Annotated in this window: 11 protein-coding genes and 1 riboswitch; of the genes, 6 read left to right on the forward strand and 5 right to left on the reverse strand. The window is 48.6% G+C overall.

Features of this window, described 5'->3' with window-relative positions:
* Nucleotides 1-248 precede the first annotated feature (248 nt).
* On the reverse strand, nucleotides 249-755 hold the full coding sequence (locus tag AYI87_RS00860; RefSeq protein WP_011865435.1) for a DUF2062 domain-containing protein: 507 nt from the start codon (nucleotides 753-755) through the stop codon (nucleotides 249-251).
* Nucleotides 756-798: 43 nt separating this feature from the next.
* On the opposite strand from AYI87_RS00860, the gene AYI87_RS00865 reads away from it, so the two are divergent.
* From AYI87_RS00865 to AYI87_RS00890, 6 genes are all read left to right on the forward strand, one after another.
* Nucleotides 799-3,081 (forward strand): DNA internalization-related competence protein ComEC/Rec2, encoded by a 2,283-nt coding sequence (locus AYI87_RS00865; RefSeq protein WP_260865039.1) that lies wholly within the window; start codon nucleotides 799-801, stop codon nucleotides 3,079-3,081.
* Nucleotides 3,082-3,115: 34 nt separating this feature from the next.
* On the forward strand, nucleotides 3,116-4,930 hold the full coding sequence (msbA, locus tag AYI87_RS00870; protein WP_144198795.1) for a lipid A export permease/ATP-binding protein MsbA: 1,815 nt from the start codon (nucleotides 3,116-3,118) through the stop codon (nucleotides 4,928-4,930).
* Nucleotides 4,931-4,935: 5 nt separating this feature from the next.
* Entirely contained in the window at nucleotides 4,936-5,952 is a 1,017-nt protein-coding gene (lpxK, locus tag AYI87_RS00875; RefSeq protein ID WP_144198797.1) for a tetraacyldisaccharide 4'-kinase, read from the forward strand.
* Between the two features lies 1 nt (nucleotide 5,953).
* Nucleotides 5,954-6,133, forward strand: a complete 180-nt coding sequence (locus AYI87_RS00880) for a Trm112 family protein (RefSeq protein WP_011865439.1) — start codon at nucleotides 5,954-5,956, stop codon at nucleotides 6,131-6,133.
* Nucleotides 6,134-6,377: 244 nt separating this feature from the next.
* Nucleotides 6,378-7,097: a lipopolysaccharide kinase InaA family protein gene (locus AYI87_RS00885; protein WP_144198799.1), complete on the forward strand. Its 720-nt coding sequence runs from the start codon at nucleotides 6,378-6,380 to the stop codon at nucleotides 7,095-7,097.
* Between the two features lie 342 nt (nucleotides 7,098-7,439).
* A riboswitch (cyclic di-GMP riboswitch) is annotated at nucleotides 7,440-7,525 on the forward strand.
* Between the two features lie 71 nt (nucleotides 7,526-7,596).
* Entirely contained in the window at nucleotides 7,597-10,662 is a 3,066-nt protein-coding gene (locus AYI87_RS00890; RefSeq protein ID WP_144198800.1) for an Ig-like domain-containing protein, read from the forward strand.
* A gap of 66 nt (nucleotides 10,663-10,728) precedes the next feature.
* On the opposite strand, the gene AYI87_RS00895 is transcribed toward AYI87_RS00890, so the two are convergent.
* From AYI87_RS00895 to AYI87_RS00910, 4 genes are all read right to left on the reverse strand, one after another.
* Complete coding sequence (locus AYI87_RS00895; protein ID WP_260865040.1) at nucleotides 10,729-13,137, reverse strand: hypothetical protein; 2,409 nt, start codon at nucleotides 13,135-13,137, stop codon at nucleotides 10,729-10,731.
* A gap of 535 nt (nucleotides 13,138-13,672) precedes the next feature.
* Complete coding sequence (locus AYI87_RS00900; protein ID WP_144198804.1) at nucleotides 13,673-14,461, reverse strand: DsbA family protein; 789 nt, start codon at nucleotides 14,459-14,461, stop codon at nucleotides 13,673-13,675.
* Between the two features lie 33 nt (nucleotides 14,462-14,494).
* Nucleotides 14,495-15,865, reverse strand: a complete 1,371-nt coding sequence (locus tag AYI87_RS00905; RefSeq protein WP_144198806.1) for a sigma-54 dependent transcriptional regulator — start codon at nucleotides 15,863-15,865, stop codon at nucleotides 14,495-14,497.
* 474 nt (nucleotides 15,866-16,339) lie between these two features.
* Nucleotides 16,340-17,218 (reverse strand): MBL fold metallo-hydrolase, encoded by an 879-nt coding sequence (locus AYI87_RS00910; RefSeq protein WP_144198808.1) that lies wholly within the window; start codon nucleotides 17,216-17,218, stop codon nucleotides 16,340-16,342.
* Between the last annotated feature and the right edge of the window lie 19 nt (nucleotides 17,219-17,237).

Genomic DNA, 17,237 nt, shown 5'->3' on the forward strand with positions numbered 1-17,237 from the left:
ACTTTGTGATCAACTTGTTTATTCTATCTTAAGTTTCTCTTAGATGCGAAGTGACAATTGCAGCAGCTCATGCTGCAGTAAGCGTAGTGTGCAGTGTGATCGGCTAAAATAGCGCGATGATTTGGTTAACAAAAGCTTATCACCGTGACAGCCCGGCTAAGTTTCAATGCCAGACTTAACTCAATGCTTGGTAGCAAGATCCATTGGGGCTTGTGATCAGATCAAAGGCGGAAGGCGGCAGTAGTTCGCTACTTAGTGCGATTCTTCCACTTGAACAAGATCGAGTATTTCCACAGGTTGTGGACGACAAAGTAACCCACGGCGGAAAAGATGATCCCAAACACCAGACAGCCGAGCAAAAACGGCGGGCCTATAGTGAAGAGTGAGGCCTCGATCCATTGCCAGCTGGCTTCGAAGGCAAATTCTTGGGGAGGGTGGTTGAGTAGTTTGGCGCCAAAGAGGTAGGCGGCATAGAACATAAAGGGCATGGTGACAGGGTTGGTGACCCACACCAAGGCGACGGCGACAGGCAAGTTACAGTTGAACAGGATTGCCAGCGCTGCAGCCAATACCATTTGAAATGGCATGGGGATCCAGGCGACAAACAGGCCGACCGCAAAGGCGAGGGGAGCGGAGCGTCGATTCAGGGCCCAAAGGTTAGGCTTGTGGAGCAACTTACCGAACATCTGCAGGTGCTTATGATTCTGCAGCGTCTCAGGCTTGGGCATATATCGTTGAATGAATTTTTTTGGCATAGCTTAGTGTTGCAGTCTTAAATTATTCATTATGAATCGATTCATGTTTGGCTATTGTGCCACGCTCATCTCCGCGCTGCTCTGGCCTACCTTGCCAACCTTTCCCCTTGCATGGGCGGTCTTGGTTATTGCCGTCGTCATGCTGAAATGGTCGAAATTATTGGCCGGTAGCCTTCTGGCTATAGCTTGGATGAGTCTATTTTGCCACCAACTTTTGGTTTTTACGCCTGATAAATCGAGCGAGCTGCCATCAGTAAGGGGCGAAATCATATCACTAGTTTATCGAAACGGCGACCGGATAAATGCCGATATTCGTATTTTAACGGACCATCCTTTTCATTTTCCTGACAAATATTTACGCTTACGTTGGCAAAGCGAACAAAAAGTCGCCATAGGTGAAGTGTGGCAATTCACGCTTGCCCCAAAGCCCATCACCAGTGTGCTTAACCAAGGAGGATTTAATCAGCAGGCCTATCTGCTCTCGAAGCACATCATAGGCAAGGGCAGAGTCATTGCGGCCAAGCGCCTGTCACCACCACAGGGCATGCGGGCGAAATTGCTGACACAGTTAAGCCAGGAAGTGGCCACACTCCCTAATGGCGACCTGATGCTGGCGCTCATGCTGGGCGATAAACAGCAGATAAGCGATGCACATTGGCAGGGGCTGAGGCAAAGTGGCACTGGACACCTGGTAACCATCTCAGGGCTGCATCTGTCTGTGCTAGCGCTCTGGGTGATGGGGCTGGGTGGCTATCTGTTAGGGCGGCTCACTCCTCGTCTGGGACTCGGTAATCGTCAGGCCATCGCTCTGGTGGCGCTGGTTTGCTGTGGTTTCTATGCCTTTCTCGCCGGACTAGGACTGCCGACCCAGCGGGCGCTGATCATGTTGGTGATGGTGATCCTACTTGGTCTAATCCGCCGCTATGCATCGCCTTTCGAGCGGCTGTTATGGGCACTTTTCATCGTATTGTTGTTGGACCCTTTAAGTATTCTCGGCGCCGGGCTTTGGCTCTCCTTTGGTGCGCTCGCCATCATTCTCTGGTTTACGCAATCATGGCCTGCGGCTGATGAGCGCTTATCAAGCTGGCAACGGCTGAAATGGCGCCTTAAGCAGATGTGGCAGATCCAGTGGCGCCTGAGTCTATCGCTAGGCTTGCTGCAGGGGCTATTGTTCGGCGGCTTTGCGCCCTACGCATTGATATTTAACCTTATCTTTGTGCCTTGGTTTAGTTTGGTGGTGATCCCCCTAAGTTTCATGGCGCTGATAACCTGGATAATCGGCATTTATCTTGGCGTGTCCGTTAGCCTGCCGCTTTATCTGTTGGATCTTGCCATTTCACCTATGACCCTGGCGTTCGACTGCCTAGGGGAGCTACCGCTTCACTGGCTGCCAGCCTCGATGCAGCTGATCTCAGCCTTAATGTTTGGCCTGCTCGGGCTTATCCTTTGGCGACTCGCCTCCGGCGCCTGGCGCTGGATGATTCCTGTGTTGTTCATGCCCCTGTGTTTCTGGTTTTTACCACAGAGATTGACGGACCCTAAAAGCTGGCAGGTGCACCTGCTTGATGTCGGGCAGGGACTCAGCCTGGTGGTTGAGAAACAGGGGCGGGCATTGATCTATGACACTGGCGCGGCCTTCGGTGAGCATTTTAGTTATGCACAGAGGGTCATAGTGCCCTTCTTGTACTACCGCGGCATAGGTGAGCTGGACTATCTGGTGCTTAGCCATGGGGACAACGATCATGCCGGCGGCGCCGATTATCTGTTAAGGCACTACCCAAGGGTGAAGCTGGTGACAGATCTCAGCTATCCTGGCGCTATCGACTGCCGTCCTAAAAGCCTCAACTGGCAGGGGTTAAGCCTTGAGCTCTTGGGCCCGCGTGAGCCGCAGCAAGGTAATAACGGCTCCTGTGTTGTGCGGATAAGTGACGGTGGGCGAAGTGTACTCATCCCCGGAGATATCGAGAGTGAGGGTGAGCAGTCACTCCTGACCCAGAGCGCCGAGGTTGACAGCACAGTGCTAATCGCGGCCCATCACGGCAGTAATACCTCATCGAGCGGGGCCTTTATTCGGGCAAGCGCACCCGATATCGTGCTCTACGCCGCCGGATTCAATAATCGCTATGGCTTTCCCAAGGCTGAGGTGGTGAGACGTTTTCGCGACCAACGCGATCAAAAGGTGCTTCAATACAGCACGGGGGATAACGGTCAGCTGAGTTTAAAACTGGATGAGCAGGGCATTACCGTACTGGGCTATCGCCGGGATCTGGCGCCATTTTGGTACAATCAACGCTTTGAATTTGGTGAGTTTGGCAATCCAGAGTAGAATACGCTTTTTTGCACCTACGATAGAATCCTGAATGACAAATTCTTCGAAAAGTGAAGTTGGCAGCGTTTTTCTCAGACTGCTCACTTATCTTGTCCCGCTCAAAGGGGTGTTATTTTTGTCTGTGTTCGGCCTAGTGCTTTACGGCTTGGTGGACGCAACCTTTATTTATTCAATTAAACCTTTTATTGATCAAGGTTTTGCCAGCAATGTGCCGACCACGCCTGGCTTGGTTGAAGGGGTCGACCTTGGCATGGGCGGCGGCTTTAACTCCGACAGCGACGTGCTCAAGACCGCGCCTTTCGTGGTGATTGGCCTGTTTACCCTGAGGGGCCTGGCTAACTTTCTCTCCACCTATGGGATCTCATACATCAGCGCGCGCATGATCATGGATATGCGTCAGCAGGTGTTTGAGCATTACCTGAGACTGCCGGTGAGCTATATCGACGCCGAAAGCAGCGGTAACTTGATCTCCCGGGTGACCTTCGATACCGAGCAGATCGCCAGGGCATCTGGCAGTGCGCTGATCACCATAGTGCGTGACGGTATCACAGTGATCGGCATGCTGGGGGTGATGTTCTATAACTCCTGGAAACTCTCGCTCTGTATTCTGATTGTCGGGCCCCTTATCGGCTTGGTAATTGCCGTGGTTAGCCGTAAGTTCCGCAAGGTCTCTAAACAGATCCAGACCGCCATGGGCGGCGTGACCTCAGTTACCGAGCAGATGATCAAGGGCCATAAAAACGTGTTGGTCTTCGGTGGTCAACAGGCGGAGTCGCAACGTTTCGCCAAGGTGAATGACGATAACCGTTCGCGCACCATGAAGCTGGCTCTGGCCCAGGCGATCAGTCAGCCCTTGGTGATGGTCATCGGCTCACTGGCGCTGGCCTTTGTGCTTTATGCATCGAGTCTTGAGAGCATGCGTGCCGACCTTACCGCGGGTACCTTCGCCACTATCTTGGCGGCCATGCTCGCCATGTTGCAGCCAATTAAGAGTCTGACCCGCGTCAACGCCGAGTTTCAGCGTGGTATCGCGGCCTGTAGCACCATCTTTGCCGTGTTAGATACCCCGGCCGAGGTGGATAACGGCACCTTCGAGACCAAAAGAGTCGAGGGTCGCCTGAGTTTCGATAAGGTCAACTTCCGCTACAACAATCAGGAAGGCTTGGCGTTAAAAGAGGTGGATTTTCAGGTTAATCCAGGTGAAACCCTGGCCCTGGTGGGACGCAGTGGCTCGGGTAAGTCGACCATTGCCAGCCTGATCACCCGCTTCTATTCGGATCTCGACAGCGGTGATATTCGCTTGGATGATGTCAGCCTGAGAGATTACAAGCTGGCGGCGCTGCGCCGTCAGGTGGCATTGGTGTCACAGCAGGTCACGCTGATCAACGATACCATAGCAGCGAACATCGCCTATGCCTATCCGGGCGAGGTCACCGAGGAGCAGATCATCGATGCGGCTAAGCTCGCTAATGCCTGGGAGTTTATCAGCAAGATGCCCGAGGGGATCTATACCCAGGTCGGCGAAAACGGCGTCATGCTCTCGGGTGGTCAACGCCAGCGTATCGCCATTGCCAGGGCGATACTGCGCGATGCGCCTATCTTGATCCTCGATGAGGCAACCTCGGCGCTGGATACCGAGTCGGAGAAGGCTATTCAGACGGGTCTGGATAACCTGAGACAGAACCGTACATCTATCGTGATCGCTCACCGTCTGTCGACCGTCGAAAATGCCAATCAGATCTTGGTGGTGGATCAGGGTAAGGTGGTCGAGCGCGGCACCCATAGCGAGCTACTTGCCAAGCAGGGGATCTATTACAACCTGTACCAGATGCAGTTTGGTAGCTAAGCACAATGCAGGCGTTGGTTAATCGTCTCTGGTATGACAGGCAGGCCGGTGTTCACTGGCTGCTTGTACTGTTGCTTCTGCCTCTAAGTGGCTTGTTTTATCTGCTGACAAGTCTCAGGCGACAGCTGTTTCGTTTGGGGCTTAAGTCAAGCGCGCGGCTCGAAGTGCCTGTGATTGTGGTAGGCAACATCACGGTCGGTGGCAGCGGCAAGACCCCCACGGTCATCTATCTCATCGAACTGCTTCGCCGTAATGGCTATCGCCCTGGGGTGATCAGCCGCGGCTATGGCGTCGAGTTTTCCGGCTGTAAGCGGGTTATCGCTGGCATGCCAGCCAATGAAGTAGGCGATGAACCGGCAATGATAGTGGCCCGCACCCAGGTGCCTATGGTGATAGGTAGCGATCGCGTGGCGGCGGGTAAGGCCCTGATGGATTGGCAGGCGGTGGATGTGATCATCAGCGACGATGGTTTGCAGCACTATAAACTCGAACGGGATATAGAGATCTTAGTACTTGATGGCAAGCGCCGCTTCGGCAATGGTCTGCTGTTGCCTGCCGGACCATTGAGAGAAGGCCGCTGGCGTCAAGGCTGCGTTGACTTTACCTTAGTCAATGGCGAGCGTGGTGGACCCGAAGAGTTTGAGATGGCGCTGGCGCCTGGCAACTGGCGCAGCGTGGCAGATGGCGAGGTAGTTACAGCTAATCTGGACGAGAGTCATGAGAGTGTGGCTATCGCCGGCATAGGCAATCCACAGCGATTCTTCGATACCCTTAGCGAGATTGGGGTTCATCCAATTGGTCAACATGCCTTTGACGATCATCAGGCCTACAGCCTCGAGGCTATTGAGACGGTTGCGGCGGGTCGGGGCGTGCTAATGACAGAGAAAGATGCGGTTAAATGTCGCGAATTTGCAAAGTCTAACTGGTGGTATTTGCCGGTAGATGCCAAGATAGCACCAGAATTTGAACAGCAATTGTTAACGCTGCTAAAGCGGCGCGAAAACGTACAACAAGGAAATTAACATGGCGTTTGATAAGAAACTTTTAGAGATAGTTGCCTGCCCTGTGTGTAAGGGTAAGCTTGAATATGACAAAGCTAATCAGCAGCTTATCTGTAAGGCCGATCGTTTGGCCTATGCCATTAACGAAGGGATCCCTGTACTGCTTGAAAACAAGGCAACCCCTTGGAACGAAGAAGCGTAAGTCGTTTTTTCTATTACTTTTCGTATTAAATGTCGCGCTTTGCTTCAGAAGTAGCTTATCGCGCGGCAAGCTAGAGACGTGTCTGCCGGCACGTCTTCTGTTTCATCTTCACTTTTTTATCTTCATTTTTTTATCTTCAAGCCAAGTTGCTGTCGCTCATAGTTTCCCCGCTCAGGTCCTCGAAGATTGCATTTGTCTTAGCTTGCACACATAATCCCTTTTCACTTTTACCGGAGTACCTTGTGTGACTGTTTCTAGCCTTCAACATGTGATTGATAAACTACTTGTCGAAAATCAGGGCGAACGAATAGTCAGTTTCGAGCATCAAGGCCGCAAATATTGGCTTAAACAGTCAGAACGCCTGACCGGCGCCATGCGTTGGCTAAAGTCACAGCCCCAAGCGGCGTTGCAGCTCGAGATTTCAACCCTCACTCAACTCGCCAAGCGAGGTGCCCCTGTGCCCGAACTGGTTGCCAGTGGCGAAGCTTTTCTGGTGGTTGCCGATGTGGGCATGCCCGTCAATGGTTGGTTAAATGCCGACATCTCAGAGGCCGAGAAGCTTAAGATACTGCAAGATAGTGCGACTGGGTTAGCGCATCTGCATCTTAAAGGCTTGGCTCATGGCAGACCAGCGCTTAGGGATATCTGCTGGGAAGAGGGAGATGTTGCCTTTATCGATTTTGAGGCGAATCAGCAAGACAGTGACATGCATAGGCAGCAGATCAGGGATCTCCTCGTCTATATCCACAGCCTGTACCGTTACATAGGGCCCCATCCTGAGATCGCCGAGCCTGTCATTGCAGCCTATCGCGCCGCGGGCGGAGAGTCACTCTGGCAGGCGTCCAAGCAAGAGATGGCTAAATGGCAATGGCTAAACTATCTAATCGCACCGCTTAGATCTATCGGTGGTAAAGATCTGCGCCCCGTCTATTGGTTACTGCGCCACTTTAAACAGACCCTCTAATCCTCAAGTCATCTCCTATTTTCCAGATTCCCTGCAGTCATTTCTGTGCTATTTCGACGCTGTCGTTTGTACCTGATGGATAGAATTACGTCTGTTTAGTGCTTTAATCTATTGGGTGGTTGAATGGTAGCTAATTTGACTGTTTGGGTGATCTCGCGTCGAGTTTTGCGCCAATAACAGCTGTTTTGGTAAATTTTATCCACTCATTGTGTATTGATTTCCATAGGGTTTTAAAAATTGGTTAAAAAATGATCAAATTTTCGGTTGAGCTTCGCTAAAAATAATTGCTAGAATGCCCGAATTCTCTGGGCTGAAGCCGCCTGGAGGTTAAGTTCGAAAGCACTCTCGAAACGGCAAGCATTAAGAGATTAATGTACGCAAAGCCACAGGCCCTAATTGCATTGCAAAAGGGTGGCTGGACTACCGAATGAGCGTTGATAGAGCCTAGTACTTGTACTTGGAGCTTTCGAAGTGATGTTGACTTTGAGAGGTCCAAGCTATGAGTTCAGTTCATTGCGCAGCTGCGCGTACCGATTCTACTTTCCTAAAAACCTTTGGTTTGGGCCTTTTGGGCGCAGGCCTGTTGTCGGCGTCGGCTATCATGCCAGTGCATGCAGGCACTCATGGTGAGCAAACCTCTGCGGCGGCTCAGGCTAAACGTGAAGCCAAGCAACAGGCACGTCTGACTCATAAGTCGGAGCTTGAAACTCAGACGCTACAACTTTCAGCAGTTGCGGCACAATACCTGGATGCCACTAAGTCTAATGGTGTATCTCATGCCTCTGACGCCGCGCTTTACCAGCAGCTTGAAGCACTGGTGGCGGCGAGACAAGTAGAACAGCAGGCTCTTCTAGAAATCGATCCCTACAGCGTCGTCTCTTCTGTATTGCCTATGGCGAAGCGTCGCGGTATGCCCGCCGAGATCCAAGCCAAACTAGCCCAGAAAAAGGCGATCAGCGGTGAGCTGGAGATGGTCTATGAAGATTTTGGTGAAGCAGGTGAAAATCGTCTGCGTCATTTTTTAATTACAGATAATGAGCATGTTGAGCTGCATTTACCGGACAATACAAAAGCTAAATTTTTAAAGAGTGGTATGGCTCTCAGTGTTAAAGGCTGGTTGTTTAATAGTGATGCTACTCAAAAGAAAGCACTTGTATTAAATCATGAGCCTGAAGCGATTCAATATCAAACAAGTAATGGTACAAGTAGTGTAAGTAGTACTGGTACCACATCAGAACTGAATACTATTGGAGAGCAAAAGTCATTAGTTTTATTGATCAATTTTCAAGATAACGCTAACGAGAAACCATGGTCAATTGATGAAGTTCGTACCATGATCTTTGAGCGAGTCAGTGATTATTATCGTGAAGCCTCTTATGGAAAGACATGGTTATCTGGTGATGTTCAAGGATATTTTACATTACCCATTAATGCCACTTGTGACTCTTGGGATATCTATACAAATGCGCAGCAGCAGGCCGAAAATAACGGTATTAATACTGATGCTTATGACCGAATTATTTATTTATTCCCTAAAAATAATAGCTGTAGTTGGACTGGCATGGGAACCCTAGGGGGAGCGCAGTCAAGAGCTTATATAAATGGGTCATTCACATTGAATACCATAGGTCATGAATTGGGTCATAATTTTGGACTTTATCATGCAAAACGTCTTGAATGTTCGACCGATGTTATCGGTGATAGCTGCTATTCAGTCGATTATGGCGACAGCTTAGACATAATGGGTAAATTTGGTGTGGAAGGACACTTTACAGCATTCAACAAAGAACTTTTAGGCTGGTTGTCTGCTGATCGTGGGGAAATTATTACTGCTGATAGTGACGGAACTTTTTTGCTAGAACCATATGAGACTAATGTGCAACTAGCTCCAAAAGGGTTAAAAGTGCGGCGCGGTACAGATAGTCTGACAGGCAATCCATTATGGTATTATCTTGAGTATCGTCAAGCTATTGGTTTTGATGGATTTTTACAGGGGAAGCAAGGGATTACAGATGGTGTGGTTTTGCATTTAGCAACCCAGGCAGACCCTGCGAGTAGTGAATTGTTAGATTTAACACCTTCTAGTGCTATTTATGATTTGGATGATGTGGCACTGCTTGACGGTACAAGTTATACAGACAATGATGCTGGTGTTACTTTTACAACAGAAAAGGCTGATAGTACAGGGGTAGAAGTAACCGTGGCCTATTTAGGTGGCACATGTGTACAGGTTAATCCTACACTTGCGCTTTCTCAAAACAGTGATTGGGTTGCACCAGGTACAGCCGTTACTTATAGCGCAACTGTAACCAACAAGGATAGCTTAGAGTGCGGTGATTCTCAGTTTAGTGTTAGCGTTCAGGTACCCGCTAATTGGAGTGCCAGCAGTGCAAGCCTAAGCTTGGCACCCGGCGCCACAGCTAATGTGAGCTTTAGTGTCGTTTCGAGCGGCGATGCCAACGACGGTTTCTATGACCTAGATGTCACCGCGTACAATGCACAAGATAGCAATCTAGTGGCTACCGGACTGGTTAGCTATGTTGTTCAGGCTCCAGTTGCACAGTGTGTGTTAGCAGCGCCTCAGTTCGTACTGACCAACAACAGCAGCGGTGAGGTTGCACCTGGTACAGGAGTGGTTTACCAAGGCACAGTGACTAATCTAGACAGTGATAGCTGCGATGCGAGAGACTTCAATTTGGCAGCCAATGTGCCTGCGGGTTGGTCGGCAACTGCGACTAAGGTAAATCTTGCTCCTGGCCAAAGCCAGAACGTCAGCCTAACGGTGACTTCTAGCCTAAGCGCAGCCGATGGACAATTTGATTTCAATCTGATTGCTAGCAATGGTCAGAATGCGGGACTACAAAGCAGTGCGAATGCCAGCTATACGGTTCTTGATCCTGCCAAGCAATGTACTCTGGCTCAACCAAATGTCAGCGTGAGTGGTGGCGCAGGCGAGTATGATGCGGGTAGCCTGGTACCCTATACAGTGACAGTGACAAACCAGAATGCTGACAGCTGTGCCGATGCCGTGTTTGCGATCAGCGCAGCCGTACCTCAGGGCTGGAACGCCAACGGGGCGACCGTTAGTCTAGCAAGTGGTCAAAGTACGAGTGTCGTGGTGAGTGTTAGCTCTGCGCAGTCTGCGACCGCAGGTGCCTATGGTCTGGGCTTTAGCGCGGCAGACAAGAGCGACAATCAATATCAAGCAAGCGCACAGGCACAGTACAAGGTGGCTCAGCAAGCGAATACAGCACCGGTTGCGGTAAACGACAGTGCATCGGTATCTAGCGGTTCATCAGTCATCATCGCGGTGCTGAGCAATGACAGTGACCCTGAAGGTGATACCTTAACTGTGGTCAGTGTGACTCAAGGTAGTAAAGGTAGCGTAACCTTGCTGGCCGATGGTAGCGTGAAATATACACCGGGTAAGCGTTTCAAGGGTAGCGATAGCTTTAGCTATACCATTAGCGACGGTGAGCTAACGGCGACGGCGACAGTGACCATAAGTCAGAGCAGCGACAGCACTGGTGGCGGTACTGGCGGTAAAGGTAACGGTAAGAAGTAAGCTATACCAATAATAAAAAGCCAAGGGCATCGCCCTTGGCTTTTTTTGTTTTATAGCTGGAAGCTACTATTCATCGGATACGATTGAGATAGTGCTGATCGCAATGATCTTATCGCCGCCGCCATCGTTGTCATTAACTGTGACTAGTAGGCTATTTGCAAGCATATTAATATCTTGCGTATCAAAGCCTGGTAACAGTCTTAGTTTAAATGCACATTCTGCAGTTTGACCAAAACCTATTGATAGGAGGTTGCCACAGAAAACGTAAGGTCCATGTAAACCATCGTAGCTATATGGTGGTTCATCTAGGATGACGAAGTTTCCACTTGCATTGAGGGGTTGTACCGGAACGCCAGCCAATGTAAATCCTTTGACATCTACATCATCGACGTTGTCGTTGAATAGGCGAACAAAGAATGTTGCTTTCATGGCAAACTCAGGTGTGACTTGCAGTGGTAAATCAACAAAGGTGACGGTTTCAGGATCGCTTGCAGTTAAGTCAACACCATCGTCGTCAGTACCGTAGATAGTGGCTTTGTTGATGTGCATATCGCCATAATTACCTTGGAGTTTCATGGTGATAGTACAAGATGCTGATTCACCAGGAGCTAGGGATATCCAATTCATTAATGGCACACCATCTACAATACAGAGAGCGGTAATATCTTCAACTGGACCAATTGGATTGTTGAGCTCATCTATTCGAACATCTTCTAACTTCTTGAAAGTTACAGTGTCAACAGGAGAGGTGTTGGTAAAGGTAAAGGTGTAGTCTAAATCTCTAAATAAATTAAGATCATCACCTGTCTCATCCACTTCTGGTGCCGCAGCTGTTTTTACAAGATCAATCTTAGATTCGACGTCTTTTACTGTGACCATGGCTAGATTGAAATTGCTGGCTTCGAAGCCTTCATTGTCCTTAGCTTTGGCCGTAACAGTATTAGAGTGTTCGAATCCTGGCTGACCACCAATGAAATGGCTGAATGTGCATGTATAAGGTACACCTAGATATAGATCCTGACCTGTTATACAAGTGCTATCAGGATTTGCAGTGGTATCTGTGAGGTCGCCAAACTTGTTATCCATGATGCTGGTGATTACGAGTGGGTCGTCATAAGTACCTGCATTGCTAGTTATTTCAACGGTGTAAGTTACTATTCCACCAGGTTCTAAGACTTCATCTGGTGTAGCAGTCTTCTTAACACTAATCGCTGGTAACTTATTGGTTATACTAACTTGTTGTTTATTACTACAGAATTGACCAGGTATAGGATCAGGACCAGGAGACAGATCAGATGGACATGTTTCACCATTGGTCACGTCGTCACCGTTTTTATCTAATAAATGAAGTCTAATTACGTCGTCGTATAGATCTGGATTAGTGGATACAGTTCTATCAACAATAGTTACAGAGAATGCACAGCCGTAAGGATTACTTGGACCTATTTCTCCGGCAGGTTCTCCTACAGGATCATTATCGGAAACTGGCTGTTTACAGGTGCTCGCTGTGAGATAAACACCTTCGGTGGCCGTTTCTACATCTACAGCGGTAACAGCTCCCCATAGGTCTAGAGTTGCGTCATACGAACCATCGCCATCAATATCTATTTCATCATAAAGACCAGAAATATAGAGCGATGTTTTGTCGTTAGGGTTGGTAAAGCTGACTGTAAAGTCAAATGTACCACCATGTTCAGGAAGTGAACTGTCTTCACTGATTAGAGTTTTGACAATTGTAGGTGGTGTAGGTTTGATGAAAATTGGGATATTAAGTGTATCACAATTACATTTTGACTTGGTGTTAGGCACTTGGCCAGGTACGGGATCGGCGTCAACAGTACAGTTATCTCTCTCTTGGTTATCCCAAGCCGCACAGTAGTGGAAGTCTGCTTGATTGTCATTGTCCTCATCAATACAAAGCATTGTAATACTTTGCTGTTCTAGAACGTATGTATCATTTCCCCATTTTTTAGTGATATCGGCACATTCATCCATATCTAAATCTGCATAAGTTTGTTCATCGATAGCATCTGATGCTTTCGGAAGTAGCAGACTACAGTAGTAAGGGAAACTGAGGTTATTGGGATTATCACCAGGTGAGAGTTCTACAGAAACATCTTGAGGACTCTGCTCCGTTAATGGCAGATAAAAGGTCGTATCATAACGTTCGTTCGCGTTAGTTCTGACAGTCATATCTGCATTAAAGGTGATGATATGCCCGGGTGTACACTCGCTAATACTTGGGTTGGTTACTGCAGTGATTTCAACGTCATTTGCCGTACAATTTAATGTATCCAAGGGCAATGAGTTTTTGTCATCTTCGGCTAGATAGGCATTGGCCATACAATATTCCCGCTCTAGTCCTGGGAAGAGGCCTGCATTAGCGGTCGTTATGGTAGCGCCATAGAGGCTGGCGCTGCTTATGAGGGCGATACCCAATGCCCTGACAAGCCGGTTAGATTTAAATCGTTTCATAATATTGACCTTTATTAACAAGTTAATATGGATAAAACGTCTTGTTAGTTCATCACTTTATGTCGGTGAAATTGGGCTCAATTTCGACAAAGTGCCTATTCGTTGTTGCTAGGTTATTACTACTATTTCGGCGTATGCCGCTTTTAGTGGCTGCATTGATGGCGAATAAAACGGTGCCTCATGGTGCAGCGTCCAAATCGATGGCCTAATAAAAGCAAGCATTGGGCCAGAAAGATAAGTTTTTGATAAATAGTGGATTACTTTGCTTTTGGGGCGATTGGATTAGCTGAGGTGTTACATATGTGTAACACTGTGCGTTGTCCGAATGAAACCCGGACATGACGCTTACTAAAGATGAGATTTTAATGATTGGCCAAGCTTATGGTGTTTTTGAAAAAATGGTACTGGGTGAGGAAGGTAAAGCGCCGCCAAGTGATACTAGATAAGTGTCTTTTTAAAGGGCTTTGCGGCGCCAGATTTGAGTTAGTTAGCTTAATTAAGGATTAAGTTCGTTGAGTTAGTCGAGTTAGTTCCGTTAATTGGTTTGGGTCGGTTTTTCTAAGCCGTCGATCACCGCTTTGAAAGTGTCATAGCTTTGTGCACCAACCACTAGCTTGGGCTCTATGAGTCGATTGTTTTCCAGTTTACCTATGAGGAAACTTGGCGTGCCACGAACACCTATCGATGAGCCATAGCCAATATCCTGCTCTATCTTACTCATGATGGTTTGATCTTCCAGGCAGGCGGTGAATTTTGTCATGTCTAGCGAGAGTTGGGTGGCGGTATCTTGGTAGAGTTTGTCCCCAAGCTGTCTCATGTTTTTAAACAGGGCATCACGCATGGGCCAATAAGCGTCCTGTTGCAGGCTACAGTTGGCGGCTATGGCAGCGCCTTTAGCCTTAGGGTGAAAACCTAAGGGGAAGTCTCTGGCGATATACTTCACCTTACCGGTGTCTATGTAGTTGCTCTTGATTTTGGTGAAGGTGTTGTCCATGTATCGTTTGCAATAGGGACATTGATAATCGGAAAACTCTATGATGGCGACCTGCGCCGTCGCCTCGCCTAAGGCGGGTAGCTTACCATCTTCGCCCGGGTTAATCTGGGTCGGCAGGCTTCTATGCTGCGGCTCCTGACTCTTCATGGCAATGGTGTGTATCTCTTTCACCTGGCTGCCCATGATGGCCACTTGCTGTTTTAATTGGCCCATCTCCTGTTTCAGGTATGCGAGCTCCTTCTCTAACTTGTCGTCATTTTTTTGCTGACAGGCAGCAGTAAAAAACAGCAAAGATAGGCAGACTATCACTGTCGAATGAGTAGATGGCATAAGTCGATCCTCGTTTGGTGCCACTGACCTTGTCTATAGCGTTATCTTGCACTTCTTGATGAGGCGATAGAAAGTCGTTCGTGAGATGTTGAGTTCACGGGCCGCCGCCGAGATATTGTGGTTATTGCGCTTAATGGCGGCCAATAGAAGTTCGGTATCAATTTCGGTTCTGTGCTGCGCCAGATCGACCACATCGGGATCATCGTTTGCCGAACAAGCGAATTTAATGCCGAGGTCGGCTTCGGTGATGATGTCGCTTTCGGTCATGATGATGGCGCGTTGAATGCGGTTTTTAAGTTCGCGCACATTGCCTGGCCACTGGTAGTTGGTCATGGCATGTAACGCGTCTTGGTGAAACTGAAATTGACGATTGGGTGGAGCAAGTTTGCTTAAGTAGTCTTGAGCCAATAGAGGGATATCTTGTTTATGTTCTCTTAAGCTGGGTAGCTCTATTTGTATGATATTGATTCGATAGAATAGATCTTCCCTGAATTTGCCCTCTTCGACGGCGTTTTCTAAATTGACATGGGTGGCGAAGATGATGCGACAATCCACCTCAGTGGACTTCTGGCCACCGATACGTTCGATATAATGCTCTTCAAGAAACTGCAGCAGATTGATCTGTAACTCGAGTGACAGATCGCCTATTTCATCTAAAAATAGGGTGCCCTTGTTAGCTCGCTCTATTCGACCTATGTATTGCCTGTCGGCGCCGGTGAAGGCGCCTTTCTCATGGCCGAACAACTCTGAATGAATGAGGGTTGGGGGCAGGGCGCCGCAATTCACCGTGATAAAGGGGCCATTTTTGCGAGACGAGAGTGAGTGGATCAAGTTGGCGCACAGACCCTTACCCGTGCCGGTTTCGCCGCCTATCAGTACGGTTTCATCTGACTTGGCGATCTTATAGAGATTATCGCGCAGGGTTTGCATCACGCTTGATTCACCAAAGAAGAAAGACCTTGGTTGATGTGTGGTTTGTTCCTTACTCCATTGCTCATTTAATTGAGCCATGCCACAGAGGTGCCCTAAGGTGTGATCGAGTCGCTGCCAATCTAATGGAAGGTGATGAAAATCAAGGAAATAATCTGTGAAACAGAAACAGAGGTTCCCCATATTCTGTGGGCTGTCTAAGGAGATCGCTAACCAGAGTAGGCCTGGTTGCCGCGCAGACAGTAGTTCGATAGCGCGCTGTACGACCTGCTGATGGGGGATATCTATGATGGCGATGGCGATCTGGCAGGGGGCATTTTCTAACGCTTTATAGGCCGCACTAAGGGTGCCGGCATGATTAAAATGCCATTGTAAAGTATCGGTTTGTTTATCGGTAAGGCACACTTCATCCGTGAGGTTTAATACCAATATGTTACGTTCCTTGTGTGTTAAGTTCCTCTTACGGTTACTCACACTTGATCCTTAGCCGGGGCCCCAAGACAGCCAATGCAATTGCTAGATAGGATGCTTAAATTTTAGGAAAGCTTGGTATTAACGCAAGCTGATAGTGTATCTAATTGTGATTCTTTTTATGTGCGGTCATTATCACTGTAATTGCCCATCTATTCTAGGTTTTATCTATGTTGCCAAACTGTGTTTTGGCCTGTTTAGTCATCGCTCTCATGTGTGGCTGTTTTAAGGTGCTTTTTTGACAAAATTAGGGACAGCTCGTCTCGGCTTATCGCCGTTTTGTCGAAGGATTATGCTGGGCACTAGCCATAGCGATAAGTGAAATTAGGATTGAAAATGGTCAGTAGGTGAAGACGGCTTAGGAAGGAAAAGGCACAGTCCTTAAACCGCGCCTTATTCATTTATAGGTCAATATATTTGTAGATAGCCTTATCGCTGCTACTCGTTCTCTGTTAATCGCATCTATATTTGGGTTGATTATTGACTCTTAAGGCCGTTATAGAGGGTCTCTATCCAGCTCTCCTGAGAGATAAACTTCCATCCCCAGCCCTGTAAATCGTTCGGTAAGCCGTGCTGCTTGATGGCCTCGAGCGACTTGCCCGATTTGAGCTGGGTGTTCATCCAGTCGATAGAGGTGTCTAACATCTGCTTGAACTTGATCAGATCTTGTTTGTTGGCCAGTTCGCCGTGTCCCGGAATGATTTTGGTGTTGTCATCGACCTTGGCCAAGATGGTGGCGACGCTGTCGCGGTAACCGAGTACCGAGCCACCCCCTTTAAGATCGATATAGGGAAATCTGTCTTTAAAGAATAGATCGCCCATGTGCACCACAGGCGCATCACGCCAGAAGATCACACTATCACCATCTGTATGGCCAGCGCCCAGGTGCACGAGTGAGAGCGTGTCGCCATTGAAGTGGATATTGATCCCCTGGTCATAGGTGATGCTGGGCAAGGCCTGCTTAGTGAAGTCTTGGTTACTGGCCAAGCGTTTGAGTACATTGTCGTGGGCGAAGATGGTGCCGGTTTGGCCAAAGATGCCGTTGCCGCCGGTATGATCGCCATGGTAGTGGGTGTTGACGATATATTTAGGCTTGCCCGCCTGGATGTCGGCCAGCGCTGCGCTAATCTTGTCTGCCAGTGGGGCAAACTGATCGTCGATGATCAGCAGACCATCTTTTCCCGCCGATACGCCTATGTTGCCGCCGGCGCCTGTCAGCATATAGACATGTTCTGTAAGTTTGGTGGCCGTTATTTCGACCTTGGCAAACTTATCTTCGTCGGCCAAGCTATTGATGCTGATGCCATAACTGCCGATGAGCAGGCTTGTCAGTGCAAAGCGTAAGATGTTGTTCATTGGAAGACCTTTTTCTCTC

This window comes from Shewanella sp. KCT, from assembly GCF_007636505.1.
In the GTDB taxonomy this organism is placed as follows: domain Bacteria; phylum Pseudomonadota; class Gammaproteobacteria; order Enterobacterales; family Shewanellaceae; genus Shewanella; species Shewanella halotolerans.

Excerpts from the sequence above, each read along its gene's own strand:
- AYI87_RS00880 (WP_011865439.1), top strand. The coding sequence starts at position 5,954 with ATGGCGTTTGATAAGAAACTTTTAGAGATAGTTGCCTGCCCTGTGTGT.
- msbA (WP_144198795.1), top strand. The coding sequence starts at position 3,116 with ATGACAAATTCTTCGAAAAGTGAAGTTGGCAGCGTTTTTCTCAGACTG.
- AYI87_RS00860 (WP_011865435.1), bottom strand. The coding sequence starts at position 755 with ATGCCAAAAAAATTCATTCAACGATATATGCCCAAGCCTGAGACGCTG.
- AYI87_RS00910 (WP_144198808.1), bottom strand. The coding sequence starts at position 17,218 with ATGAACAACATCTTACGCTTTGCACTGACAAGCCTGCTCATCGGCAGT.
- AYI87_RS00865 (WP_260865039.1), top strand. The coding sequence starts at position 799 with ATGTTTGGCTATTGTGCCACGCTCATCTCCGCGCTGCTCTGGCCTACC.
- AYI87_RS00895 (WP_260865040.1), bottom strand. The coding sequence starts at position 13,137 with ATGAAACGATTTAAATCTAACCGGCTTGTCAGGGCATTGGGTATCGCC.
- lpxK (WP_144198797.1), top strand. The coding sequence starts at position 4,936 with ATGCAGGCGTTGGTTAATCGTCTCTGGTATGACAGGCAGGCCGGTGTT.
- AYI87_RS00890 (WP_144198800.1), top strand. The coding sequence starts at position 7,597 with ATGAGTTCAGTTCATTGCGCAGCTGCGCGTACCGATTCTACTTTCCTA.
- AYI87_RS00900 (WP_144198804.1), bottom strand. The coding sequence starts at position 14,461 with ATGCCATCTACTCATTCGACAGTGATAGTCTGCCTATCTTTGCTGTTT.